This window comes from Pseudomonas sp. E6002 (assembly GCF_013385565.1).
Taxonomy (GTDB): Bacteria; Pseudomonadota; Gammaproteobacteria; order Pseudomonadales; family Pseudomonadaceae; genus Aquipseudomonas.
Map to the genome: position 1 here is coordinate 209904 of NZ_JACAPT010000022.1, position 21858 is coordinate 231761.

Here is a 21858-nt window from a genome sequence, read left to right on the forward strand (position 1 = left end):
GCATCCTGATTCAACGCGGCGGTCTCAGGTTTTTCGCGAGCAAGCTCGCTCCTACAGGAAAGCAGCTTTGCTTTCGCTTTTAACACACAAGCCGGCCGGTAGGCCGCCGCCCCCAAAGCCGTCAGTACCCGCTGCTACCGTAATCCACCTGAAACGCAAAGCCCTGCACCCGCTCCACGCCGGTTTCCAACCGTCCGTCGGCATGCAGGCGCAGCCAGCGATAACCGGGCGCTTCCTCGCTCACCTTGAAGTCCTCGCTGCCGGGGGCGAACTGGATGCAGGTGGACGGCGAAGCCAGCAGACGCACGCCGTTGCGTTCGCGGTCGATTTCCTGATGCACATGCCCCCAAAGCACCGCACGCACCTGCGGGAACCGATCCAGTACCGCAAACAGCGCCTCAGGATTACGCAAACCGATGGGCTCCATCCAAGCACACCCAATAGACACCGGATGATGGTGAAAACACACCAGATGATGCCGAGTCGGCGCCTCACTCAACGATTGCGCCAACAGTTGCAGTTGCTGGTCCTGCAAATACCCCGGCACCGAGCCCGGCACCGCCGAGTCCAGCAGGGTAATGCGCCAGTTGCCCACATCCACCACCGGTTCCAGCAACGCGCTGTTGACCGCCGCCTGCTGCATCACCTGCGGCTCATCGTGATTCCCCGGGATCCAGCGCGCCGGCGCCTGAATCTGCCGCGTCATGTCACGAAACGCCTGATACGACTCCAGCGTACCGTCCTGGGACAAATCCCCGGTGGCCAGCACCAGATCAATCTGCGGCTGCTGCACCAGCACCGTGTCGATCACCCGTTGCAGGCTCTCGCGGGTATTCATGCCCAGCAGGCCGCCGTCCGCCTCAGCAAACAGGTGACTGTCGGACAACTGCACCAGCAACGCCGAAGCGTCAGGGTTCAAGGCGGATACGCTCGGCAAGGCGTTCTCCCAGGGCGTGATCACAGGAATGGACATTTGAGGCGATTATGCTGGGGCAGGACACAAAGAGGAAACCCGTGAAGCGGACGCAGTTCACATCTATCGAACGACTTCGAACTCGTGGCCCAGGGCCAGGCAGTGACTCAACCATTCACCGAGGAACACATTGAGCTGTGCTTTCTCATCGGGTTGGTGCATGAACACGTTGGGGTAAGGATAGATGCTGCGAAAGCGTCGTGCATGTTCGGCGCTGATCACTTCGGCCATGCGTGCGTCGTGGTACACCTGCACTTCCAGCTGCGGCACCGGCAGCCACGGCAGGCTGTGCTCCTGACGCACCCGCAAAGTGGTGGTGTACGGGCAGTTCACGATCACTTCCAGGGTCAGCACGCCGAGCATCTGGTCGCCGTGGGTCACGGCAATGCGCCGCGCCTCGGGGGTGTGGCGCATGTCCGGCAGCAGCCGCATGAGCCGTGCATAGTTGGCCTCGCAGGCTGCTTGCAGCCCGATCAGGTCAACCCGATATCGCTCCCGTGCCTTTACTGCCATAACCCCCTCACTTCCGCGCGATTAAGCGCAAGCCATTGCAGGGCAATAATGCTCGCTGCGTTGGAAATTTTACCGTCACGTACCGCCTGCAGGGCGTCTTCAAAAGCCCAGACGGTGACGCGGATATCTTCGGCTTCCTCTTCCAGTCCATGGACGCCACCGGCCCCGGCGCTTTCGCAACGGCCCAGGAACAAGTGGACAAATTCGGTGCTGCCACCCGGCGACGGAAAGTACTTGGTGATCGGCCAGAGTGCGGAGAATGTAAGGCCAGCTTCCTCCTCGGCTTCGCGGTGTGCAACCTCCTCCGGTTGCTCATCCTTGTCGATCAGGCCGGCGACCATTTCGATCAGCCACGGGTTGTCGGTACGCCCCATGGCGCCGACGCGAAACTGCTCGATCAGCACCACTTCATCGCGCTGCGGGTCGTAGGGCAGTACACACACGGCGTCATGACGCACAAAGACTTCGCGATTGAGCTCACGGCTCATGCCGCCATCAAACTTCTCGTGCCGCAGCTTCAGCCGATCCAGTTTGTAGAAGCCCTTGTAGGCATTGTCGCGCTGAACAATCTCCACCTTGCTCGGCGTCGATTTCGCTGTGTCCGTCATATCAACCCTCGTTTATTGCCTTGCGGTATCGAGGCGGCCTCGACATCGCGCCATCCTAACGCGCTCGTGCCCCTTGATGCAGCCCCTTTCCGGTTGCCGGGATAGACGGCGGGCGTCAAACTCACTCTAATCAGCTTAGTGGCGAACTGACTGCCTTGTCGGGAGTCGAAGCTCCACATTTTCACCTTTCCTCGATTTATGAAGGACACACATGTCGCTTTTAAAAATCGCCTCCGTGGCCTGTATCGCCTTGACCCTGGGTGCTTGCCAGAGCCTGTTCCAACCGGCCTATCTGAAGCCGCTGGACACCACCGCCGACGCCTCCGAGCAGATCAAACCCGGCTGCAGCAGTCCGGATTGCCCGCTGGTAAATATCGATACCGTGCACTTCCCGTCCGAGCCGCAGTTGGACCAGATCATCGAACAGCGCCTGCTGCAGATGGCCCGCACTTCACCTGGCCAGGCCATGCCCGCCACCCTGAACGCCTACCGCGACAAGTTCTTGCGTGAGTCCCCGGACCGCAACAGCATGTACTTGCAGGCCAAGGTACGTGAGCAGCATGACGGACTGGTGATCATCGAAGTGTCCAGCTACCTGGACACCGGCACCGCCCACGGCGAGCCGGGCCGCGGCTTCATCAACTATTCACGCCTGCTGCACAAAGAGCTGAGCCTGACCGACATGCTGTTGCCGGGTCAGGAAGATGCATTCTGGAAGACCGCGAAAGTCGCCCACAACAACTGGCTGATCAACTCGCAGATGGACCGCGACCCGGAGTTCGTGAAGAACTGGCCGTTCCAGAAAACCCCGAATGTGGCGCTGACCAGCAATGGAGTGGTGCTCAAGTACAACGTGACCACCATCGCGCCGTACGCATTGGGGCTGATCGAAATGACCATCCCCTATGCGCGCCTCACCGGCGTGATCAAGCCTGAGCTGGTGCCCGCACGCCACTGAAGGCCCGGCCCAGGATGAAGTGCAACAGCCCTGCCAGCACCAGCGCCGGCAGGGTCGCGCCGACATCCGGGTACAGATTCGCCAACAGGTGATAGGTGCTGATCCCTCCAAGCCACGCCAGCAGTGCCGGCCAGCGCAGGTTGGCGGCAACACCATGGCCACGACGGCGCAGGATGAAGTGATCCACCAGCACCACGCCGAACAGCGGCGCGAACACCGAGCCGATCAGCAGCAGGAAGTTCTGGTACTGCGCCAACGGTGCAAAGCAGGCGATCAGCGTGCAGATAACGCCAATGGCCAATGCCAGGTGCTCGACTTTCAAGCGCAACAGAATCCCGCTGGACACCGCCGCCGAGTGAATATCGGCGAACGCGTTTTCTGATTCATCCAACAGGATCAGCAGCAGCGGAATCCCCAGGCCGGCTCCGGCCAATGCCAGCAGCAACGCATTCACTTCACCGCTCGGCGCAAACGCCAGGGTGTAGGCCACGCCAAGGCTCATCAGCCAGAAGTTGCCGATGAAGAAACCCAGTGCCGTGCCGCCGAACACGTTTTTCGCGCGTTTGCCGAAACGTGAGTAGTCGGCAATCAGTGGCAGCCAGGACAGCGGCATGGCAATCGCGATATCGAAGCCAACGGCAAACGGCATCGAACCGTCACCAGCCTGGGCCCAGAGAGTGGCCAGGTCGGCCTTGGCAAACAGGTTCCAGGTCAGCCACAGGCAGGCGGCCAGCAGCAGCCAGATGCCCCACTTGCGCAGGATCTGCCGCACGAAGGTCAGCGGACCGCTGACGGCAAGCAAGGTCGCGAGGGCGCCGAATACCAGGGTCCAGAACAATGGGCTGGTCAGCAGGCTGCCTTCACTGAACGCGCGGGCGCCCAACAGGCTGGCGGCGTCGCGCATCACGATGATTTCGAATGAGCCCCAGCCGATCAGCTGCAGCAGGTTCAGCAGCGCCGGCAGGCTTGCACCCTTGGTGCCGAGGCTGAGTTTCAGGGCGGCCATGGATGACAGGCCGGTATCGCTGCCGATCACGCCGACGGCGGCCAGCAACAGCACGCCGACCAAAGTGCCGAGGAAAATTGCCAGTAAGGAACCGGAGAGGCCCAGGCCCGGCGCCAACAGTGCACCGGTTTGCAGGACCATCAGGCCGATGCCCAGGGAGAACCACAGGGAAAAGAGATCGCGGGCGCCGAAGACGCGTTTGTCCAAGGGGACTGCGATGTCTGGGGAATAGGTGCTGGGTTGAATGCTCAAGGGTGTTATCTCAGAGGGACACTATTATTTGAATCAGCAAAGTCCCCTGTGGCGAGGGAGCTTGCTCCCGCTGGGCGGCGAAGCCGCCCCAAAACCTGCAACCGATGAGTGTCAGTCAAGACACCGATCCAGATTCCGGGAGCGCTGCGCACTCCAGCGGGAGCAAGCTCCCTCGCCACAGGTTCTGATTCAGACCTTTTTGTACAGCTGGCTACCTTCCTGCTTGAACCGCTCCGCCTGCTCCGCCAGTCCCTTGGCCACGTCCACATCCACCGCTTCAATGCGCTGGTTGGCCGCGTACTCACGCACTTCCTGGGTGATCTTCATCGAGCAGAATTTCGGCCCGCACATCGAGCAGAAATGCGCGACCTTGGCCGAGTCCTTCGGCAAGGTTTCATCGTGGTAAGAACGCGCCGTGTCCGGGTCCAGGCCCAGGTTGAACTGGTCCTCCCAACGGAATTCAAAGCGCGCCTTGCTCAACGCGTTGTCACGAATCTGCGCCCCCGGATGCCCCTTGGCCAAGTCCGCCGCATGGGCCGCGATCTTGTAGGTGATGATCCCGGTCTTCACATCGTCCTTGTTCGGCAGGCCCAAATGCTCCTTCGGCGTGACGTAGCAGAGCATCGCGCAACCGAACCAGCCGATCATCGCCGCCCCGATGCCCGAGGTGATGTGGTCATAACCCGGGGCGATGTCGGTGGTCAGCGGACCGAGGGTGTAGAACGGCGCCTCGTCGCAGCACTCCAGCTGCTTGTCCATGTTCTCCTTGATCAACTGCATCGGCACGTGGCCCGGGCCTTCGATCATGGTTTGCACGTCGTGCTTCCAGGCAATCTTGGTCAACTCACCGAGGGTTTCCAGCTCGCCGAATTGTGCGGCGTCGTTGGCGTCGGCAATCGAGCCCGGGCGCAGGCCGTCTCCCAGGGAGAAGCTGACGTCGTACGCCTTCATGATTTCGCAGATTTCGTCGAAATGGGTGTAGGTGAAGTTCTCTTTGTGGTGCGCCAGGCACCACTTGGCCATGATCGAACCACCACGGGACACGATGCCGGTGACGCGCTTGGCGGTCAGCGGTACATAGCGCAGCAATACGCCGGCGTGGATGGTGAAGTAGTCGACGCCCTGCTCGGCCTGTTCGATCAGGGTGTCGCGGAACAGCTCCCAGGTCAGGTCTTCAGCGGCGCCGCCGACTTTTTCCAGGGCCTGGTAGATCGGCACGGTACCGATCGGCACCGGCGAGTTGCGGATGATCCACTCGCGGGTTTCATGGATGTGCTTGCCGGTGGACAGGTCCATCACCGTGTCCGAACCCCAGCGAATGCCCCACGTCAGTTTCGCCACCTCTTCTTCGATGGACGAACCCAGGGCGCTGTTGCCGATGTTGCCGTTGATCTTCACCAGGAAGTTACGGCCGATGATCATCGGTTCCAGTTCGGTGTGGTTGATGTTGGCCGGGATGATCGCGCGGCCACGGGCGATTTCTTCGCGGACAAATTCCGGGGTGATGATTTTCGGCACGCTGGCGCCGAAGCTGTGGCCGGCGTGTTGCTGGTCCAGCAGGCCGGCGGCGCGGGCCTCTTCCAGCTTCATGTTTTCGCGGATGGCGACGTATTCCATCTCGGCGGTGATGATGCCTTTGCGGGCGTAGTGCATCTGGGTGACGTTGGCCCCGGCCTTGGCACGGCGCGGGTTTTTCACGTGGGCAAAACGCAGCGCGGTCAGCTCGGCATCGCTCAGGCGCTGTTGGCCGAAGTGCGAGCTCAAGCCCGACAGGCGCTCAGTGTCGCCACGGGATTCGATCCACGGCGAGCGCACATCGCCCAGGCCTTTGCGCACGTCGATGATCACGTTCGGGTCGGTGTAGGGGCCTGAGGTGTCGTAGACCACTACGGGCGCATTGATTTCGCCGCCGAAGTCGGTGGGGGTCACGTCGAGACTGACTTCGCGCATCGGCACGCGGATATCCGGACGGGTGCCCTGGACGTAGATTTTTTGCGAGCGGGTAAACGGCTGCACGGAACCGGAGTCGACCTTGGCCGATTCACTCAAGCGCACAGTGTTTTTTGATTTTTGGCTTTTTAATTCGATGCTCATCACGGGCTCTCCAACTATCCAGGCGGTGGATTTTTGTCGGAGTGAACCTGTGACGGATGGACGCACTGTGACAGTGCTGTGCTTGGCGCACGGGCTGTTCGATTGTCGAACAACATCCCGGACGAAGCACAAGAGGACTCGCCGGGTGACGAGAAATCTTGTTCCCTACGCAGGCGCTAACCTGATCAGGTTCAACGGGATCCGGTATTTACCGATCTCAGCCTTCCAACAAGGCACCCCGACAAGAACGCGACCAGTCTAGACCATGGAGCAGGCAAATTGCCAACGGCGGTGCATTCATCGTGATGAATGGCGTAATTACAGGATTGTTGTGCCGTGATAGCGCCACTACACTCGGTGACTGCCTGAGGTCTTGACGCCAGGAATGGGTCGCCTTAGCCTTGGGCTCCAAATTATCGCTGTAATATTTATTCTAGGGATCGCCTCATGCTGCGCAAACTTTCACTGGCTCTTGCCGTGTCTTGTGCGACCAACGGACTGGTCTGGGCAGCTGAAGCGCCCCTGACGACCAAAACCGACCTGGTCAGCGTCTACCAGGAAGCGGTGGACAACAACGCCGACCTGGCCGCCGCCCGCGCCCAATACGGCGCGCAGAAAGAAGTGGTGCCCCAGGCCCGCGCCGGGTTGCTGCCGAACCTGTCGGCCGGCGCCGACATCAACAATGTGCGCACCCAGCTGGACCAGCCCGCCGCCACGGTCAACCGCGACGCCCATTCCTGGCGCGCGACCTTGAGCCAGCCGCTGTTCCGCGCTGATCGTTGGTTCCAGCTGCAAGCCGCTGAAGCCGTCAACGAGCAGGCCGCGCTGCAACTCTCGGCCACCGAACAGAACCTGATCCTGCAAAGCGCCGAAAACTACTTCGCCGTGCTGCGGGCCCAGGACAACCTGGCGTCCACCAAGGCCGAAGAAGCCGCGTTCAAGCGCCAACTGGACCAGTCCAACGAACGCTTTGACGTCGGCCTGTCGGACAAGACCGACGTGCTGCAATCCCAGGCCAGCTACGACACCGCACGGGCCAATCGCATCCTGGCCCAGCGCCAGGTGGACGACGCCTTCGAAGCGCTGATCACCCTGACCAACCGCCAGTACAACTCGATCCAGGGCATCGTCCACACGCTGCCGGTGCTGCCACCGGCGCCGAACGACGCCAAGGCCTGGGTCGAAACCGCCGGCCGCCAGAACCTGAACCTGCTGGCCAGCAACTATGCCGTCACCGCCGCCGAAGAAACCCTCAAGCAACGCAAGGCCGGCCACGCGCCGACGCTGGATGCCGTGGCGCAATATGAAAAAGGTGACAACGACGCCCTGGGCTTCAGCAACCCGAGCGCCTTTGGCCAGCCGTATCACGGTGACGTGTCGCAACGCACCGTAGGCTTGCAGTTGAGGATCCCGCTGTACAGCGGCGGCCTGACCAGCTCGCAAGTGCGCGAATCCTATTCCCGCCTGGGCCAGACCGAGCAGCAACGCGAAGGCCTGCGTCGCCAGGTGGTGGAAAACACCCGCAACCTGCACCGCGCGGTGAACACCGATGTGGAGCAGGTACAGGCGCGCCGTCAGTCGATCATCTCCAACCAGAGCGCGGTGGAAGCCACGGAAATCGGTTACCAGGTGGGCACGCGCAATATCGTCGATGTGCTGGACGCCCAGCGCCAGCTGTACACCTCGGTGCGCAACTACAACAACAGCCGCTACGACTACATCCTCGACAACCTGCGCTTGAAGCAGGCGGCGGGCACGTTGAACCCGGGGGACTTGCAGGATCTGGCGCGTTACCTGAAGGCCGACTACAACCCGGACAAGGACTTCCTGCCGCCGGACCTGGCCAAGGCCGCCGCGGCGCAGCTGAAGGCTAACCCGGGTTACTAAGACCGCCAGTTAACCCAATGTGGGAGCGGGCTTGCTCGCGAAAGCGGTGTATCAGTCGACTTATTCGCTGACTGACACTGCGCATTCGCGAGCAAACCCGCTCCCACATTTGATTTGTGTTGTTAGACGTTAAGCAGTCTGCCCAACCCGTCCAGCAAACGCTTCAACGCCCCCTGATTGGCGCGCATCACCGCCAGCCCCGCCTGCCCCATCTTCTGCGCATCCTGCGGCAGCTCGAACAAACGCTGCACCGCCACCGCCAAACCCTCGGCATCGTCCACTTCCTGCAACGCGCCGGCGTCGCGCATCATTGCGCTGATTTCCAGGAAGTTGAACACGTGGGGCCCGCAGATCACCGGCTTGGCCAAGGCCGCCGGCTCCAACGGGTTATGCCCGCCCGTGGCAACCAGGCTGCCGCCGACAAAAGCGCTGTCGGCCAGGGCATACAGAAACAGCAACTCGCCCATGGTGTCGCCCAGCAACACCGAGGTTTGCGCCGTCACCGCCTCGCCGCTGGAGCGACGCACCGTGGCGAAACCCTGCTGCTGGCACAGCTCGAACATCGGGTTGAAGCGCTCCTGATGGCGCGGCACCAGGATCAGCAACGCATTGGGATAACTGGCAAGCAACTGGCGATGGGCGGCGAGCACCACTTCGTCTTCGCCTTCGTGGGTGCTGGCGGCGATCCACACCGGGCGTTCACTGGCGTGCCACTGTTCACGCAACGCGGCGGCGCGCGCCAGCAGTTGCGGGTCGATGGTCAGGTCGAACTTGATCGAGCCGGTGACTTCGACAGTCTCGGGCCGTGCACCCAGGCTGCGAAAACGCTCGGCCTCGGTTTCGGTCTGGACCGCGAACAGGCTCATTTCCGCCAGCATCGGCGCGGTCAGCCTGGCGAAACGCCCGTAGCCCTTGGCCGAGCGAGCCGACAGCCGCGCGTTGGCCAATGCCACGGGAATCCCGCGTTTGGCGCACTGGTGAATATGGTTGGGCCACAGTTCGGTCTCCATGATCACCGCCAGTTTCGGCTGCACGCGATCGAGAAAACGCTTGGCCGCACAGGGCAAATCGTACGGCAGGTAGCAGTGCTGGATGCGCAGCTCGTTGGCGAACAACGCCTGGATGCGCTCGGAACCGGTAGGCGTCATGCAGGTGACGGTGATCGGCAGCTGTGGATAACGTTCCAGCAGCCCGCGAATCATCGGCGCAGCGGCGATGCTTTCGCCCACCGACACCGCATGCACCCAGATCCCGCCGGGTTGCATCACCGGCAAGCCCCAGGAGAAGCGTTCACCCACGCGCTTCGCGTAAGCAGGCGCTTTGCGGGCCCGCAGCCACAGACGTAAAGCTACCAACGGCAGCGCCAGGTAAAACAGACAGCTGTAGAGAGTTCTATTCATGGCGGCGGAGTTTATCGGCTTTTTCAGTCGATCGCCTGCAAGCACTCGGCAAAACGTTCGGCGAGGAAACGCGCGGCCGGGCCGAGGGGCTCGTCGCGGCGCCAGACCAGCTCCACCACCAGCGCCGGCGGGGTCCATTCGCTGTTCAGTTCGACCATCTGGTTCTGATAGGCCGGATACTGCACCACATGCCGCGGCAACCAGGCCCAACCCAGGCCGCGCGCCAGCCATTCGGCCAGCACGTAGAAACTGTCAGCCCGCCACACTTGCGGGCTGGCGGCCTCGCTGCCGGGATACACGCTGGTCTGGGTCGCCATCAGCAATTGGCGAAACTGCGCCAGGCGCTGGCAATCCACGAACTGTTCCTTGGCCATGGGATGCCCGATACCGCACACGGTCACCATCTCCACACTGCCCAGCACGCGGCGCTCCAACGCTTCGGGAATCTGATCGTGATAGAACAGCAGGCCCAGATCCGCCTTGCGCTCCACCAGCTTGCGCGCGACATCGCCTTGGGCGGCGCTGGACAACTGCACTTCCAGGCTGGGAAATTTTCCCGCCAGCGCTTCGAGGCTATCGAGCACCGGCTGATAGAGCATGGCTTCATCCTGGGCCAGGCGCAGGCGCGCCTCTTCACCGCGCATCAATGACAAGGCACGGCCATTCAGGCGCTCGCACTGGCGCAAGACTTCCCGCGCCTCCTCGAGCAGTGCCGTGCCCGCCTCGGTCAAACGGGGCTGGCGGCCGCTGCTGCGGTCAAACAGGGATACGCCCAGGTCCGCCTCCAACAGGGCAATCCCATTGCTGACCGCCGATTGCGCCCGACGCTGGTCCCGCGCCACCGCCGAAAATGAACGCTGCTCGGCGACGCTGACAAACAGGCGCATTTGCTCAAGACTCCACTGCACGCTCATGGCTCAACCCATCTTCAATTCGGATAGGTAATGACTTTACCGCATCTGACAAGTCTCTAAAATGCCAACCTTATCAAGCGACCCTGTACCGAGGATTTACCCCATGAACGCCGCCTACTATTACCTGGCCATTGCCATCTGCTCGGAAGTGATCGCCACCGTTTCCATGAAAGCGATCAAGGGTTTCAGCACGCCAATCCCGTTGTTGCTGGTGATCGTCGGCTACGGCGTGGCCTTCTGGATGCTCACGCTGGTGGTGCGCACCGTGCCGGTGGGTGTCGCGTATGCAGTGTGGGCCGGGATGGGCATCGTGATGGTCAGCATCGCCGCGCTGTTTATCTACGGGCAGAAACTGGATATCCCGGCGATGCTGGGCATGGGCCTGATTGTGCTGGGCGTGGTGGTGATTCAGTTGTTCTCGAAAACGGCCGGGCACTGAGCGTTCACGTGAGATTCAATTGAGGCCGAAACTCGCAGCCTCGTTCCACTCGACAGCTCCCGCGGTGCGTCTGTCATCCGGGAGCATTGGGGCGAAGATTCACTTCATGAGCCTGTATACTGCGCAGCCTGTCTTGAACACTGAGGTCGCTGCATGCCATCCGTTATTTCCACCGACGTTCTGATTGTCGGCGCCGGGGTTGCCGGCCTCTGGCTCAATGCGCGCCTGCGCCGCCAGGGCTTTTCCACGGTATTGGTGGAAAGCGCCACCCTCGGTGGCGGGCAAAGCGTGAAGTCCCAGGGGATCATCCACGGCGGCGCCAAATATGCACTGCACGGCGCCCTGACCGGTGCCTCCGAAGCCATCGCCGACATGCCCCGCCGCTGGCGCGAAGCCCTGGCGGGCAACGGTGAACTGGATCTCTCCGGTGTGCGCCTGCTGTCCGAAGCCCACTATTTGTGGTCGCCGGGCACCATCGCCGGCAACCTCACCAGTTTCTTCGCGAGCAAGGCCGTGCGTGGCCGCGTGGATCAAGTGAAGGGCGATGACCTGCCACCGGCCCTGCAAGATCGCCGCTTCAAGGGCAAGGTCTATCGCCTGGCCGAACTGGTGATCGACGTCCCAAGCCTTATCGAACGCCTGGCCCAACTGGCCGGCGACGGTTTGCTCGCGGGTAAACAGATCGAACCCTTGCTGGAACAAGGCACACTGGTCGGCCTGAAGGTCGATGGCCGTGAGATCCGCGCCCAGCGTATCGTCGTCAGCGCCGGCGGCGGCACCGCTGACCTGCTCGGCGCCCTGGGCCTGAGCCAGCCCGCCATGCAACGCCGACCGCTGCACATGATCATCGCCAAGGGCCCCGGCCTGAAGCCGCTGTACGCCCACTGCCTGGGGGGCGGCACCAAGCCGCGCATCACCGTGACCACGCATCCCGCCGCCGACGGCAATTGGGTGTGGTACCTGGGCGGCGATATCGCCGAAGCCGAAGGTGTGGCCCGTACCCCGGAGCAACAGATCGCCACCGCCCAAAAAGAGCTGGGGCAGTTGCTGCCCTGGATCGACATGAGCCAGACCCAATGGGCCACCTTGCGCGTCGACCGCGCCGAACCATTGCAGTCAGGCCTGACCCGCCCGGACAACGCGTTCCTCGCCGAACAGGATCGCCTGTTGGTGGGCTGGCCGACCAAGCTGGCATTGGCACCGGATTTCGCCGATCGAGTGATCAACGCACTGGAACGTGACGGCATCAAGCCCGGAACTACCGAAAAACTGCCCGAGCTGCCGAAACCCGCCATCGCCCAACCTGCCTGGGAGCAACTGCTGCCATGACCCTGCCGACTCTGCACGACCTCCACCGCCCACTGGGCAGCACCGGCCTGCTGGTCTCGCCGCTGGGCCTGGGCACCGTCAAGCTGGGCCGCGACCAAGGGGTGAAATACCCCAGTGGCTTCCAGATTCCCGATGACGATGCGGCGCGGATGCTGTTACGCCAGGCCCGGCAATTGGGCATCAACCTGATCGACACTGCGCCCGCCTATGGCCGCAGCGAAGAACGCCTGGGCCCGCTGTTGCGCGGCCAGCGCCAGGAATGGGTAATTGTCAGCAAGGTGGGCGAAGAATTTGCCGAAGGCGTATCCCATCACGACTTCAGCGCAGCCCACACCCGGCTTTCGGTGGAGCGCAGCCTGAAACGACTGGAAACGGATTTTATCGACCTGGTGCTGGTGCACTCCGACGGCAACGACCTGCATATCCTCAATGATTGCGAGGTTTACCAGACCCTGGAAGACCTCAAGCGCGAGGGCAAGATCCGTGGTTTCGGCTTCTCCGGCAAAACCGTCGAGGGCGGTGTAAAGGCTCTGGAACAAGGTGATTGCGCCATGGTCACCTACAATTTGAACGAACAGGCCGAGAAAGCCGTCATTGATTATGCCGCCGCACACGGCAAGGGCATCCTGGTGAAAAAGGCACTAGCCAGTGGCCATGTCTGCCTGGAATCCGGAGTGGATCCAATTCACGCCAGTTTCATGCTGTTGTTTGCGCAAACTGGCGTTGCCAGTGCTATTGTCGGGACCATTAATCCGCTGCACCTCGCCCACAACGTGGCGACCGCTGCCAAGGTCATTCGCCAACTCTGATGCCGCCGACGCGGCCGACCCCGACGCAAGAAGGAGCCGACATGCCGCGAACGCTCATAAGAAAGAACCCTAGCAACTTCAAGACACTGCCGCTGCACGTCGAAGCAACCCCCGAAGGCTTGAGCTACCAGAGCGTCGGCATGCCGCTCAACTTCGCCCAGACCCTGCAACGGCGCAAGCCGGTGGAGGTGAAAGACACCGAGCGTTTCGTGCTGGAGCTGGCCAACCTTGGGGTCTCGGTGCGCCTGACGCTGCACTGGCAGAACCGCGATTACTGGGTGCTGGTGCGCCAGCGCCGACAAGACCGTGGCGACGTCGTGCTCAAGCTGATCTCCGGCTATGTGCCGGCCCACGAACTGAACCTGCCACTGCACACCGCCATCCAGGAAATCGCCGAGGAATGCCTGCTGGAAACCCCGGAAGGCTGGCTGGGCGGTCGTTTCAATGACACCTGGCTGCCGGCGCCCTACTCGTCGGCCCTGCACTACCGCGAAGCGTTGCCGTTCCGTCTCTCACCGCTGTCCGGGGCCGCGCGCCCGGTGCGATGCGCCACTATGCAATTGATTGAACGGCCACGCGCCTACGTGCACCTACCCACGGCTTCGCTGCAGTTGATTTATGACTTGCGCCTGGAAGTGCCCAAGGAGGCGAAGTCCCTGAGCCTGTTTCATGTGGACGAGCGCCTGGAGGGCGACCAATTGGTGGCCCGCCTGGACCGCCAGCGCCCGGACCTGTACCTGATGCCGCTGAAGGACGGGCAGCCGTGTGCGGAGCTGTATACCTTGAAGAAGGATCAGCTGTATCCGGCGAGTACGCGAGGGTTGTATCTGGCTGAAAGCTTTGCCCAGCAGGAAGGCTGGATCGTGCGGGATGAGCGGATCCGCTGGAAGGACTGGCTGCGCCAGCAAGGGCTGAGTGCACCCGAGAAAGAGTCGAAGCTGAAGCGCTTGACGGGTAAGGCGCGGCAGATCTTGCGCAAGATCGTGCCGAAGAAAAAAGCCAACCGGTAACCGGACGTCAGGTCGCGGCAGTCAAATGTGGGAGCGGGCTTGCTCGCGAATGCGGTGTATCAGTCACTGCATCAGCCAGCTGACCCACCGCTTTCGCGAGCAAGCCCGCTCCCACACAAGCCCGCTCCCACCATCAGTTATTGCGGATCTTCTCGACAATCGCCGTGGTCGAGCTGTTTTCCACCAACCCCAGCACTTTGACCTTGCCACCGTAGGCACTGACGATATCGGCACCCACCACCTGGTCGACGGAATAATCACCGCCCTTGACCAGCACGTCCGGCTTGACCTGGGCCAGCAGGTTTTCCGGGGTCGCCTCGGCAAAGCTGATCACCCAGTCCACCGCCCCCAAACCTGCCAGCACCGCCATGCGACGGTCGACACTGTTGATCGGCCGGCCTGGCCCCTTGAGGCGGCTGACCGACGCATCATCGTTGACTGCCACGATCAAGCGATCGCCCTGGGCCCGCGCCTGCTCCAGGTAGGTCACGTGACCGGCGTGGAGGATGTCGAAGCAACCGTTGGTGAAGACAATGCTCTCGTTATGGGCACGGGCATCGTCAATCGCCAGCAACAGTTGCTCAAGGCTCAACACGCCGCGCTCCGAGCCTTCGGATCGCTGGATGGCGCGGCGCAGCTCAGGGGCACTGATGGCCGCCGTACCGAGCTTGCCGACCACGATACCTGCTGCCAGGTTGGCCAGGGCCACCGCATGGGGCAATTCCTCGCCCGCCGCAATTGCCGCGGCCAGGGTGGAAATCACGGTATCACCGGCACCGGTCACGTCGAACACTTCACGGGCCCGCGCCGGCAGGTGCATGGCCGGGTGATCAGGACGCAGCAAGGTCATGCCGTGTTCGCCACGGGTCACCAGCAAGGCACCCAGGTCGAGGTCGGCCATGAGTTGGGCGCCCTTGGTCACCAGCTCGTGCTCATCGACACAACCGCCGACGATGGTTTCAAATTCGCTGAGGTTCGGCGTGATCAGGCTGGCGCCCCGATAAATCGAGAAGTCCTTGCCCTTGGGATCTGCCAGCACCGGAATGCCCCGGGCCTTGGCGGCCTGGATCAGTACCTGATGGTTTTTCAAGGCGCCTTTCCCGTAGTCGGACAGCACCAGCACCTTGATGCCTTCGAGCATCTCGTCGACCTGGGCGCTGAGCACCAGGGCGTCGGTGGCGAAGGGTTCTTCAAAATCGATACGCAGCAATTGCTGGTGCCGGCTCATCACCCGCAGCTTGACGATGGTCGGCTGGTGGGGAATGCGCTGGAACAGCGCACGCACACCCGCACCCTTCAGGCTGTTGGCCAGGCTGTTGGCAGCCTCGTCGTCGCCGGTCACACCCACGAGGGACGCCGGGGCGCCGAGGGCGGCAATATTGAGGGCAACGTTGGCAGCGCCACCTGGACGGTCTTCGATTTGCTCGACCTTGACTACCGGTACCGGTGCCTCAGGGGAAATCCGTGAGGTACCGCCATGCCAGTAACGGTCGAGCATGACATCGCCGACCACCAAGACAGGGGCTTGATCGAATCGCGGCATGGACAACTTCATGGAGCAACCCACATACAAAATGAACAGGGGCGCGATATTACCACAGGGTTGTCAAAGGCTTGTGCAATGTAGGAGCCAGCTTGCCGGCGATGCGGCCACCGCGGTTTTTCAGTGCAACCGCGGTGGCCATCGCCGACAAGCCGGCTCCTGCAGATCAGGTGATGTCGGCCGGGATCGGCGCGTCCAGGCCCATGGCATGCAGCCGGGCGTAGTAACCGTTTTGCGCCAGCAATTCGCCGTGGGTACCGCGCTCGACTATCCGGCCATCGTCCATCACCAGGATCAGGTCGGCTTTCTCGATGGTCGACAGGCGGTGAGCGATCACCAGGGTCGTGCGGCCTTGCATGACCTTGTCCAGGGCGGCCTGGATATGGCGCTCCGATTCGGTGTCCAGCGCCGAGGTGGCCTCGTCGAGGATCAGCAATGGCGCATTCTTGAGCAAGGCCCGGGCGATTGCCAGGCGCTGGCGCTGGCCGCCGGACAGCAGCACGCCGTTTTCGCCGACCTGGGTGTCGAAGCCCTTGGGCAACTGGTCGATGAAGTCCTTGGCATAGGCATCGGCCGCTGCCGCCTCGACATCGGCCCGCGGTGCGCCGGCCAGGTCACCGTAGGCGATGTTGTTGGTCACCGTGTCGCTGAACAGGGTCACATGCTGGGTCACCTGGGCGATGTGCCGACGCAGGTTGAGCAGGCGATAGTCTTCGATTTCCACGCCGTCGAGCAGGATCTCACCGCTCTCATGGTGGTAGAAACGCGGGATCAGGCTGGCCAGTGTCGACTTGCCGCTACCCGAACGCCCCACCAGGGCAACCATCTGCCCGGGCTCTGCGGTAAAGGTGATGTCCTTGAGCACATGGCGCTCGGTGCCCGGGTAGGTGAAGTTCAGGTTGCGCACTTCCAGGCGGCCGCTGACCTTGTCGCGCTCGATGGTGCCGCGATCGATTTCCACGTCTTCGTCCAACTGCTCGAAAATACTTTCGGCACCGGCCACGCCTTTCTGGATGGTCGAGCTGACTTCGGACAGCTGGCGGATCGGCTTGGGCAACAGGCCGGCCAACGTGATGTAGGCCACCATGTCACCCGCCGACGCATCACCGCGAAGGTACAGGACCAGGAACATCAACACTGCCATGGCGCTGTAGATCACCAGTTGCAGCGCCGGCGTATAGATCGCGCCGGTGCGGGTCATGCGCAGTTGTTTGTTGGTGTTGCTCAGGCTGGCCTTGAGGAAGCGCTTCTGCTCATACACCTCACCGCCGAAGCTGCGCACCACGCGGTAGCCCTGGATGGTTTCCGAGGCAACGTGGGTCACATCGCCCATCGCAACCTGGATCTTCTTGCTCTGCTTGCGGAATTTCTTGCTTGCGGTGCTGACCATCACGGCAATCAACGGCAGGATGGCGATCATCACCAGGGTCAGCCGCCAGTTCATGAACAGCAGCGAGGCGAACAGGAAGATCACCGTCATGCCTTCGCGAATCACCACCTTGATGGCATCGGTCGCAGCACCGGTGACCATGGTCACGTTGAAGGTGATGCGGGAGATCAGGTGCCCGGAGTTGTGATTGTCGAAATAGCGGTTCGGCAGGGTCAGCAGGTTGTTGAACAACTGCACCCGCAGGTCGTGGACCAGGCCCAGGGAAACCTTGGCCAGCAGGTAGTTGCCCAGGAACGAACCGAGGCCCTGCCACGCGGCGATCAGGATGATCAGCAACGGCACGGCCTGCAGCAGTTGCAGGTCACGCAGGAAAGGCACCGTGGGGAACAACACCGCTTCAGGGTTGGACAGGCCATCGACAAAGTACTTGAGGATGTAGCCCAGCATCGGCTGGGTCGAAGCGAAAATCAGAAAGCCGACGATACTCAGCGCGAACAAGCCGGCATAGGGCTTAACGTAGCTGAGCAGGCGGAAGTATATTTTCAAGCTCGAAGGGCTTGCGCTCGGACTGGAGTCGGTCATATCACGCGGCGGTTTTGAAAAAGGAGGCTGACTTTAGCACAGCTTCTCTGTTGTACTTGCACGCGGCACAACCGCGGCCCCGTTGGATCCAACGGGCGACATTGTATAGCCACTACTTTAGTATGGTTGGCTTTCTTTATTCTGGAACGGCTTTTCTGTATGCACTCCAAGCGCCTTACCTATGGCTCAAATCGCGTTTTCGACTTCCTCTGTTTGTGGATTCTGCCCATCGGCTTGTTGTTGCTCCTGAGTTCGCTGTTCTTCGTCACCAATCGAAACGTGCTGCACAGGTTCTACTACCTGCTGTTCGCAGCGCCGACACTGTTGCTGCTGTGCCTGCGCCCGACGGAATTCAAGCAGGTATTGCGCGAGCCCCTGGCGATTGCCTTCCTGGTTTTCTCGGGCTGGGCGCTCACCAGCCTGCTCTGGAGCCCTGAGGCCACGACAGACTCCGACCTGTTCAAGCGGCCACCGAATACCTTCACGTTGTTTGTCGGCTTAGGACTGTTGCTGCATTACCGCAGCGAACTGTTCAAGCCGATCTTCTTCTGTGCCGCGCTGATTGCGCTGATATCGAGCGCCTGCAGCCTGGTGGCTTTTGCTCCCCACCTATCGGATGGCTCGCGAATGATCGGCGGGCGTGGCGCTCTTGATAATCCGCTGTTGAGCTCTCACGTATTCGGTTTCTTCTGCATTTACTGGCTGTACGTATGCATGACCACCAAGCGTGCGCACGTGCTCTGGTTCAGCGTTCCGGCACTGGCAATCATGGGCGCTGCAGTGATGGCCACCGGCTCGAGAACGCCGCTGGTTGCCCTGCTCCTTGCCGTGCTCTGGCTAAGTTTCATCACTCGCAATCGGCGCTCGGCCCTGCTGATCGCCTGTATGGCGCTGGCGGCCGCGGCGCTGCTGCTGCTCTATCCCGAACTGATCACCAATCGTGGCAGCTCGTCCCGCTTCGAACTCTGGAGCATGTCGCTTGAGCGTATTGCCGAACACCCCTGGATCGGCCACAGCTACGACTCAGAGTTGTACCTGACACTCGCCGACGGCAATCAACTGCGCGAACCCCACAGCTTTGCCCTCGGCGTGCTCTATTACGTCGGCATCATCGGCTTCATCCCGTGGATATTCATGCTCGGCTGGGGCCTGTACAAAAGCCTCAAGGAACGTGCGCAGCCATTGTTCATCCTGGCCTCCTCCCTGCTGGCCTATGGCATCGGTGCCGGCCTGACCGAAGGCGGCGGCATTCTCTCGCGACCAAAAGAGCACTGGTTCCTGCTGTGGATCCCGCTGGCACTGATCGCCGGCCTGAGCATCGCCCAGCGTCGCCGCAGCCTGCTGCGCATGCCGGTTCAACGCCTGAAATCGCAAGACTTCGAACAGCTGTGCGCCAACGCCCACGTGATCGAAGCCGATGGCCTGGGGCCCAAGGTCCTGCGCCTGGAGGATGGCAGCTTCCTCAAGCTGTTCCGCCCTCGTCGCTGGTACACCTCAGGCAGCTTCAATCCCTATTCAGAGCGCTTTGCCAGCAACAGCGAGCAACTGCGTGCATTGGGGATTCCATCACCGGTCATCCTCAATCTCTATCAGTTAAAGGATGCGAGCAGCGCCGTACGTTATCAGCCGCTGCCCGGCCTGACCCTGCGCCAGGCCCTGCAAAGCCTGGACAGCAGCCTGCGGGAATCGCTGATCGAACGTTTCGGCCGGTTCATGGCCCAGCTCCACGAGCGCGGCGTGTACTTCCGCTCCCTGCACCTGGGCAACGTACTTTTGATGGATGATGGCGAGTTCGGACTGATTGACGTGGCAGACATGCGCATCTACCCATCGCCGCTGCGTAACGCCCTGCGCCAGCGCAACCTGCGGCACATGCAGCGTTATCCCCAGGACCGCAACTGGTTGTTCGAAACCCACTTTGAACAACTCGCCGCTGGCTACGCTTCGGCAGCATCGCCAAGCGCCACGGCGAAGATCCGTGACCAGGTGTCCAGGCTCAATCGTCCGGTTGCGCAGGTAGCGAACCCGGCCAAGTGATGGTTTGAAGCGCCGGGGTTGCAGGCCCCGGGCCATTGCGGTGAACGCAATGGCCCGGCCGAAGCCCTATGAGCTGCGCTGCGGCGCCAGGTACAGCCGCACCAACCCACGCAAGGTCTTGCGACCCCAAAACTTCAACGGAATCTGCTTGAGGATCTCCCGCGCCAGTGGGCGGTCACGGTCGGCGGTCTTGAGGAACATCGAGTTCAGGAAGTTGTAGCGAACCTGATCGTAGGCTGGATGATCGCTGAACAACCCGTAGGTCTTGAGGATGTTCTGGATCATGTAGCGGTGATTCTTGTAGGTGTTGGTCGCGTGCTGGCGATAGCGCGCCATCACCACGTTCAACACGTCGATGGTGTACCCGGCGTGGGTGATCTTCAATTCGATCAGCAAGTCTTCCAGCGGAATCAGCGGGTCGAACCCTCCGACCTCTTCCAGCGCCTGCCGACGGATCATCAGCGTCGGTGCCGGCGGAAAGGGCTTGCGATCGAGGAACAGGTCATCGAAATCCAGGCTGCGAAACGGCAAGTCGCGGCGCTGCTTCTTCTCCGGGTATGGCTTGCCGTCCCCATCAATCAACTCGATATTGCCGGCGCAAATGCCCACCTTCGGCTTGCCTTCCATGTAGGCAACCTGGGTGGCGATGCGCTCGGGCAGCATGATGTCATCGGAGCCGAATGGCGCGATCAGGCTGCCTTTGGCGCGGGCGATGGCACCGTTCAGGGTATTGGTCAGGCCCTGGTTCTGCTGCACCTGGAAATCAAACCCGTGTTCGGCCTGCAAGCGCTGGATGCGCTCCACGCTGTCATCCCTGGAGCCATCGTCTACCACCAGCAACTCGATGTTGGGGTAGGTCTGGCCGAGCACACTGAGAATGCTCTGCTCGATGTACGGCCCGTGGTTGTAGGAGGCGATGATCACAGTGACCAGGGGTTGCTGCAGACTCATGCTTTACCTACTTCACGCAGACCGGTTTCGATCAGGTTCAAATACTTGTGCCGGAACTCGTCCAGGGTGTGGTTTTCTTCCAGGTAGCGGAACACTTGCTCACCCTTGGCGCGCAGTTCTTCGTCGCTCAGCGCCAGGTAAGTGTCCAGTGCTGCCGCCAACTGCTCGACATTGCCCGGATCATGGGAGAGGCCGCCGGCACCTTGCACCAACGGCAGCATCGCCGGGCCATTGGAGGCGATGACCGGCAGATGGCCGCTCATGCCTTCCAGCAGCGCCAGGCCCAGGCCTTCGAACAACGACGGCATGGTCCAGATGTCGAAACCGCGCACATACTTCATGCCATCTTCGCGAAAGCCCAGCAGGTGCGCACGGCCGGTCAGGCCCAGGCGCTCGATATCGGCGCGCAGGTCTGCTTCGGCGCGGCCGGAGCCGATGATCCCCACCTGGGCCTCAGGGTATTTGTCCTTGAGGGTGGCGAACGCTTGCAACAAATGGGTGTGGCCCTTGATCGGCACCAGGCGGCCCAGGGCGCCAATCATCCGTGCATCCAGCGGCAGGCCCAGGGCCTCGCGCGCTTCATCCCGTGGCAACTGCAAGGCTTCGGCCTGGGGGATGTCGATGGCATTGGTGACAAAGGTGGTGTTTTCGCGGGTGAACCCGCAGTTGAGGTCCACCAGGTAATCCCTGACCGCTGCCGACACCCCGACGAATCGCCACGCCGGGCTGACCCACTTCTGCGTCTGGCGCCGGCGGTAGCCCCGGGCGTACTCGCCAAAACCGTGGGAAATGCCGATGCACAGGGGGATCTTCAACCAGCGGTTGAGCGACAGCATCATGTTCACCGACTTGAAGCGGTTACAGATGACCACGTCGAATTTCTGCTCGCGGCAATATTTGTAGATCTGCCACATCGCGCCGAAACGAATGCCCTTGAGGGACTTTTCCGGCAACTCGAAATAATGGGAGTGCTCAGCCACGCTCAGGGGCTGGCCGGGCAGCGGGCGGCCGCTGAGGAACCCGGATGTGACCTCGAAACGTTCAGCCGGCAAGGCCTTGACGATCTGCTCGCCGAGGTCGGCGAAGTCGTGGGTCTTGACGTTGTAGTCCGGCTGTAACTGCAAAACCTTGAAACGAGGTTTCATAACTCTCCATGCTGCAAT

Annotated in this window: 18 protein-coding genes and 1 riboswitch; of the genes, 7 read left to right on the forward strand and 11 right to left on the reverse strand. The window is 61.7% G+C overall.

From position 1 onward, the window contains the following. Positions 1-121: 121 nt before the first annotated feature. From cpdA to HX815_RS18005, 3 genes are all read right to left on the reverse strand, one after another. Entirely contained in the window at positions 122-937 is an 816-nt protein-coding gene (gene cpdA / locus HX815_RS17995; RefSeq protein WP_177028687.1) for a 3',5'-cyclic-AMP phosphodiesterase, read from the reverse strand. Positions 938-1036: 99 nt separating this feature from the next. After that, positions 1037-1486 (reverse strand): DUF1249 domain-containing protein, encoded by a 450-nt coding sequence (locus tag HX815_RS18000; protein ID WP_003209507.1) that lies wholly within the window; start codon positions 1484-1486, stop codon positions 1037-1039. Then, positions 1477-2094: an NUDIX domain-containing protein gene (locus tag HX815_RS18005; protein WP_003209505.1), complete on the reverse strand. Its 618-nt coding sequence runs from the start codon at positions 2092-2094 to the stop codon at positions 1477-1479. The genes HX815_RS18000 and HX815_RS18005 overlap by 10 nt, the downstream gene beginning before the upstream one ends. A 211-nt stretch (positions 2095-2305) precedes the next feature. Between HX815_RS18005 and HX815_RS18010 the strand changes: the two genes are divergently transcribed. Further along, positions 2306-3052, forward strand: a complete 747-nt coding sequence (locus HX815_RS18010; RefSeq protein ID WP_087692488.1) for an RsiV family protein — start codon at positions 2306-2308, stop codon at positions 3050-3052. Here HX815_RS18010 and cytX read toward each other — a convergent pair. Both cytX and thiC read right to left on the reverse strand, forming a co-directional pair. Further along, positions 3021-4310 carry a putative hydroxymethylpyrimidine transporter CytX gene (gene cytX, locus HX815_RS18015; protein ID WP_177008312.1) on the reverse strand — a complete coding sequence of 430 codons (1290 nt, stop codon included), beginning with the start codon at positions 4308-4310 and terminating at the stop codon, positions 3021-3023. The genes HX815_RS18010 and cytX overlap by 32 nt on opposite strands. Before the next feature lie 189 nt (positions 4311-4499). After that, on the reverse strand, positions 4500-6404 hold the full coding sequence (thiC, locus tag HX815_RS18020) for a phosphomethylpyrimidine synthase ThiC (RefSeq protein WP_256351147.1): 1905 nt from the start codon (positions 6402-6404) through the stop codon (positions 4500-4502). A 145-nt stretch (positions 6405-6549) separates the two neighbouring features. Further along, positions 6550-6655, reverse strand: a riboswitch (TPP riboswitch). A gap of 196 nt (positions 6656-6851) precedes the next feature. Here thiC and HX815_RS18025 point away from each other — a divergent pair. Further along, positions 6852-8291, forward strand: a complete 1440-nt coding sequence (locus tag HX815_RS18025) for a TolC family outer membrane protein (RefSeq protein WP_087692490.1) — start codon at positions 6852-6854, stop codon at positions 8289-8291. A 122-nt stretch (positions 8292-8413) separates the two neighbouring features. Here the strand turns inward: HX815_RS18025 and waaA are convergent, their stop codons facing one another. Further along, positions 8414-9691 (reverse strand): lipid IV(A) 3-deoxy-D-manno-octulosonic acid transferase, encoded by a 1278-nt coding sequence (waaA, locus tag HX815_RS18030; protein WP_177028654.1) that lies wholly within the window; start codon positions 9689-9691, stop codon positions 8414-8416. 23 nt (positions 9692-9714) lie between these two features. Beyond that, the gene (locus HX815_RS18035) at positions 9715-10605 is read right to left on the reverse strand and encodes a LysR family transcriptional regulator (RefSeq protein ID WP_008439125.1); all 891 of its coding nucleotides are present in this window, start codon (positions 10603-10605) and stop codon (positions 9715-9717) included. Positions 10606-10708: 103 nt separating this feature from the next. Here HX815_RS18035 and HX815_RS18040 point away from each other — a divergent pair, with 103 nt between their 5' ends. The 4 genes from HX815_RS18040 (at position 10709) to HX815_RS18055 (ending at position 14192) form a co-directional block, all read left to right on the forward strand. Further along, entirely contained in the window at positions 10709-11044 is a 336-nt protein-coding gene (locus tag HX815_RS18040; RefSeq protein WP_003209492.1) for a multidrug efflux SMR transporter, read from the forward strand. 153 nt (positions 11045-11197) lie between these two features. Next, positions 11198-12373 carry an FAD-binding oxidoreductase gene (locus HX815_RS18045; protein WP_008439128.1) on the forward strand — a complete coding sequence of 392 codons (1176 nt, stop codon included), beginning with the start codon at positions 11198-11200 and terminating at the stop codon, positions 12371-12373. Beyond that, positions 12370-13182 carry an aldo/keto reductase gene (locus HX815_RS18050; protein WP_003209490.1) on the forward strand — a complete coding sequence of 271 codons (813 nt, stop codon included), beginning with the start codon at positions 12370-12372 and terminating at the stop codon, positions 13180-13182. Before HX815_RS18045 ends, HX815_RS18050 begins: the two co-directional genes overlap by 4 nt. A gap of 41 nt (positions 13183-13223) precedes the next feature. Further along, positions 13224-14192, forward strand: a complete 969-nt coding sequence (locus HX815_RS18055; protein WP_008439131.1) for a hypothetical protein — start codon at positions 13224-13226, stop codon at positions 14190-14192. Between the two features lie 133 nt (positions 14193-14325). Here the strand turns inward: HX815_RS18055 and hldE are convergent, their stop codons facing one another. Continuing rightward, complete coding sequence (gene hldE / locus HX815_RS18060; RefSeq protein ID WP_177028655.1) at positions 14326-15747, reverse strand: bifunctional D-glycero-beta-D-manno-heptose-7-phosphate kinase/D-glycero-beta-D-manno-heptose 1-phosphate adenylyltransferase HldE; 1422 nt, start codon at positions 15745-15747, stop codon at positions 14326-14328. Positions 15748-15901: 154 nt separating this feature from the next. Continuing rightward, complete coding sequence (gene msbA / locus HX815_RS18065; protein ID WP_003209481.1) at positions 15902-17707, reverse strand: lipid A export permease/ATP-binding protein MsbA; 1806 nt, start codon at positions 17705-17707, stop codon at positions 15902-15904. Positions 17708-17866: 159 nt separating this feature from the next. Here msbA and HX815_RS18070 point away from each other — a divergent pair, with 159 nt between their 5' ends. Then, on the forward strand, positions 17867-19744 hold the full coding sequence (locus HX815_RS18070; RefSeq protein WP_177028656.1) for an O-antigen ligase family protein: 1878 nt from the start codon (positions 17867-17869) through the stop codon (positions 19742-19744). A gap of 66 nt (positions 19745-19810) precedes the next feature. On the opposite strand, the gene HX815_RS18075 is transcribed toward HX815_RS18070, so the two are convergent. Beyond that, the gene (locus HX815_RS18075; RefSeq protein ID WP_102604281.1) at positions 19811-20695 is read right to left on the reverse strand and encodes a glycosyltransferase; all 885 of its coding nucleotides are present in this window, start codon (positions 20693-20695) and stop codon (positions 19811-19813) included. Next, positions 20692-21840: a glycosyltransferase family 4 protein gene (locus HX815_RS18080; protein WP_134325632.1), complete on the reverse strand. Its 1149-nt coding sequence runs from the start codon at positions 21838-21840 to the stop codon at positions 20692-20694. Before HX815_RS18080 ends, HX815_RS18075 begins: the two co-directional genes overlap by 4 nt. Positions 21841-21858 lie beyond the last annotated feature (18 nt).

What these genes read in the sequence shown, in the direction of transcription:
- HX815_RS18040 (WP_003209492.1), top strand. Translation starts at nt 10,709, where the DNA reads ATGAACGCCGCCTACTATTACCTGGCCATTGCCATCTGCTCGGAAGTG.
- HX815_RS18080 (WP_134325632.1), bottom strand. Translation starts at nt 21,840, where the DNA reads ATGAAACCTCGTTTCAAGGTTTTGCAGTTACAGCCGGACTACAACGTC.
- HX815_RS18050 (WP_003209490.1), top strand. Translation starts at nt 12,370, where the DNA reads ATGACCCTGCCGACTCTGCACGACCTCCACCGCCCACTGGGCAGCACC.
- HX815_RS18025 (WP_087692490.1), top strand. Translation starts at nt 6,852, where the DNA reads ATGCTGCGCAAACTTTCACTGGCTCTTGCCGTGTCTTGTGCGACCAAC.
- HX815_RS18075 (WP_102604281.1), bottom strand. Translation starts at nt 20,695, where the DNA reads ATGAGTCTGCAGCAACCCCTGGTCACTGTGATCATCGCCTCCTACAAC.
- HX815_RS18005 (WP_003209505.1), bottom strand. Translation starts at nt 2,094, where the DNA reads ATGACGGACACAGCGAAATCGACGCCGAGCAAGGTGGAGATTGTTCAG.
- HX815_RS18035 (WP_008439125.1), bottom strand. Translation starts at nt 10,605, where the DNA reads ATGAGCGTGCAGTGGAGTCTTGAGCAAATGCGCCTGTTTGTCAGCGTC.
- waaA (WP_177028654.1), bottom strand. Translation starts at nt 9,691, where the DNA reads ATGAATAGAACTCTCTACAGCTGTCTGTTTTACCTGGCGCTGCCGTTG.
- thiC (WP_256351147.1), bottom strand. Translation starts at nt 6,404, where the DNA reads ATGAGCATCGAATTAAAAAGCCAAAAATCAAAAAACACTGTGCGCTTG.
- HX815_RS18000 (WP_003209507.1), bottom strand. Translation starts at nt 1,486, where the DNA reads ATGGCAGTAAAGGCACGGGAGCGATATCGGGTTGACCTGATCGGGCTG.
- HX815_RS18070 (WP_177028656.1), top strand. Translation starts at nt 17,867, where the DNA reads ATGCACTCCAAGCGCCTTACCTATGGCTCAAATCGCGTTTTCGACTTC.
- HX815_RS18055 (WP_008439131.1), top strand. Translation starts at nt 13,224, where the DNA reads ATGCCGCGAACGCTCATAAGAAAGAACCCTAGCAACTTCAAGACACTG.
- HX815_RS18010 (WP_087692488.1), top strand. Translation starts at nt 2,306, where the DNA reads ATGTCGCTTTTAAAAATCGCCTCCGTGGCCTGTATCGCCTTGACCCTG.
- msbA (WP_003209481.1), bottom strand. Translation starts at nt 17,707, where the DNA reads ATGACCGACTCCAGTCCGAGCGCAAGCCCTTCGAGCTTGAAAATATAC.
- hldE (WP_177028655.1), bottom strand. Translation starts at nt 15,747, where the DNA reads ATGAAGTTGTCCATGCCGCGATTCGATCAAGCCCCTGTCTTGGTGGTC.
- HX815_RS18045 (WP_008439128.1), top strand. Translation starts at nt 11,198, where the DNA reads ATGCCATCCGTTATTTCCACCGACGTTCTGATTGTCGGCGCCGGGGTT.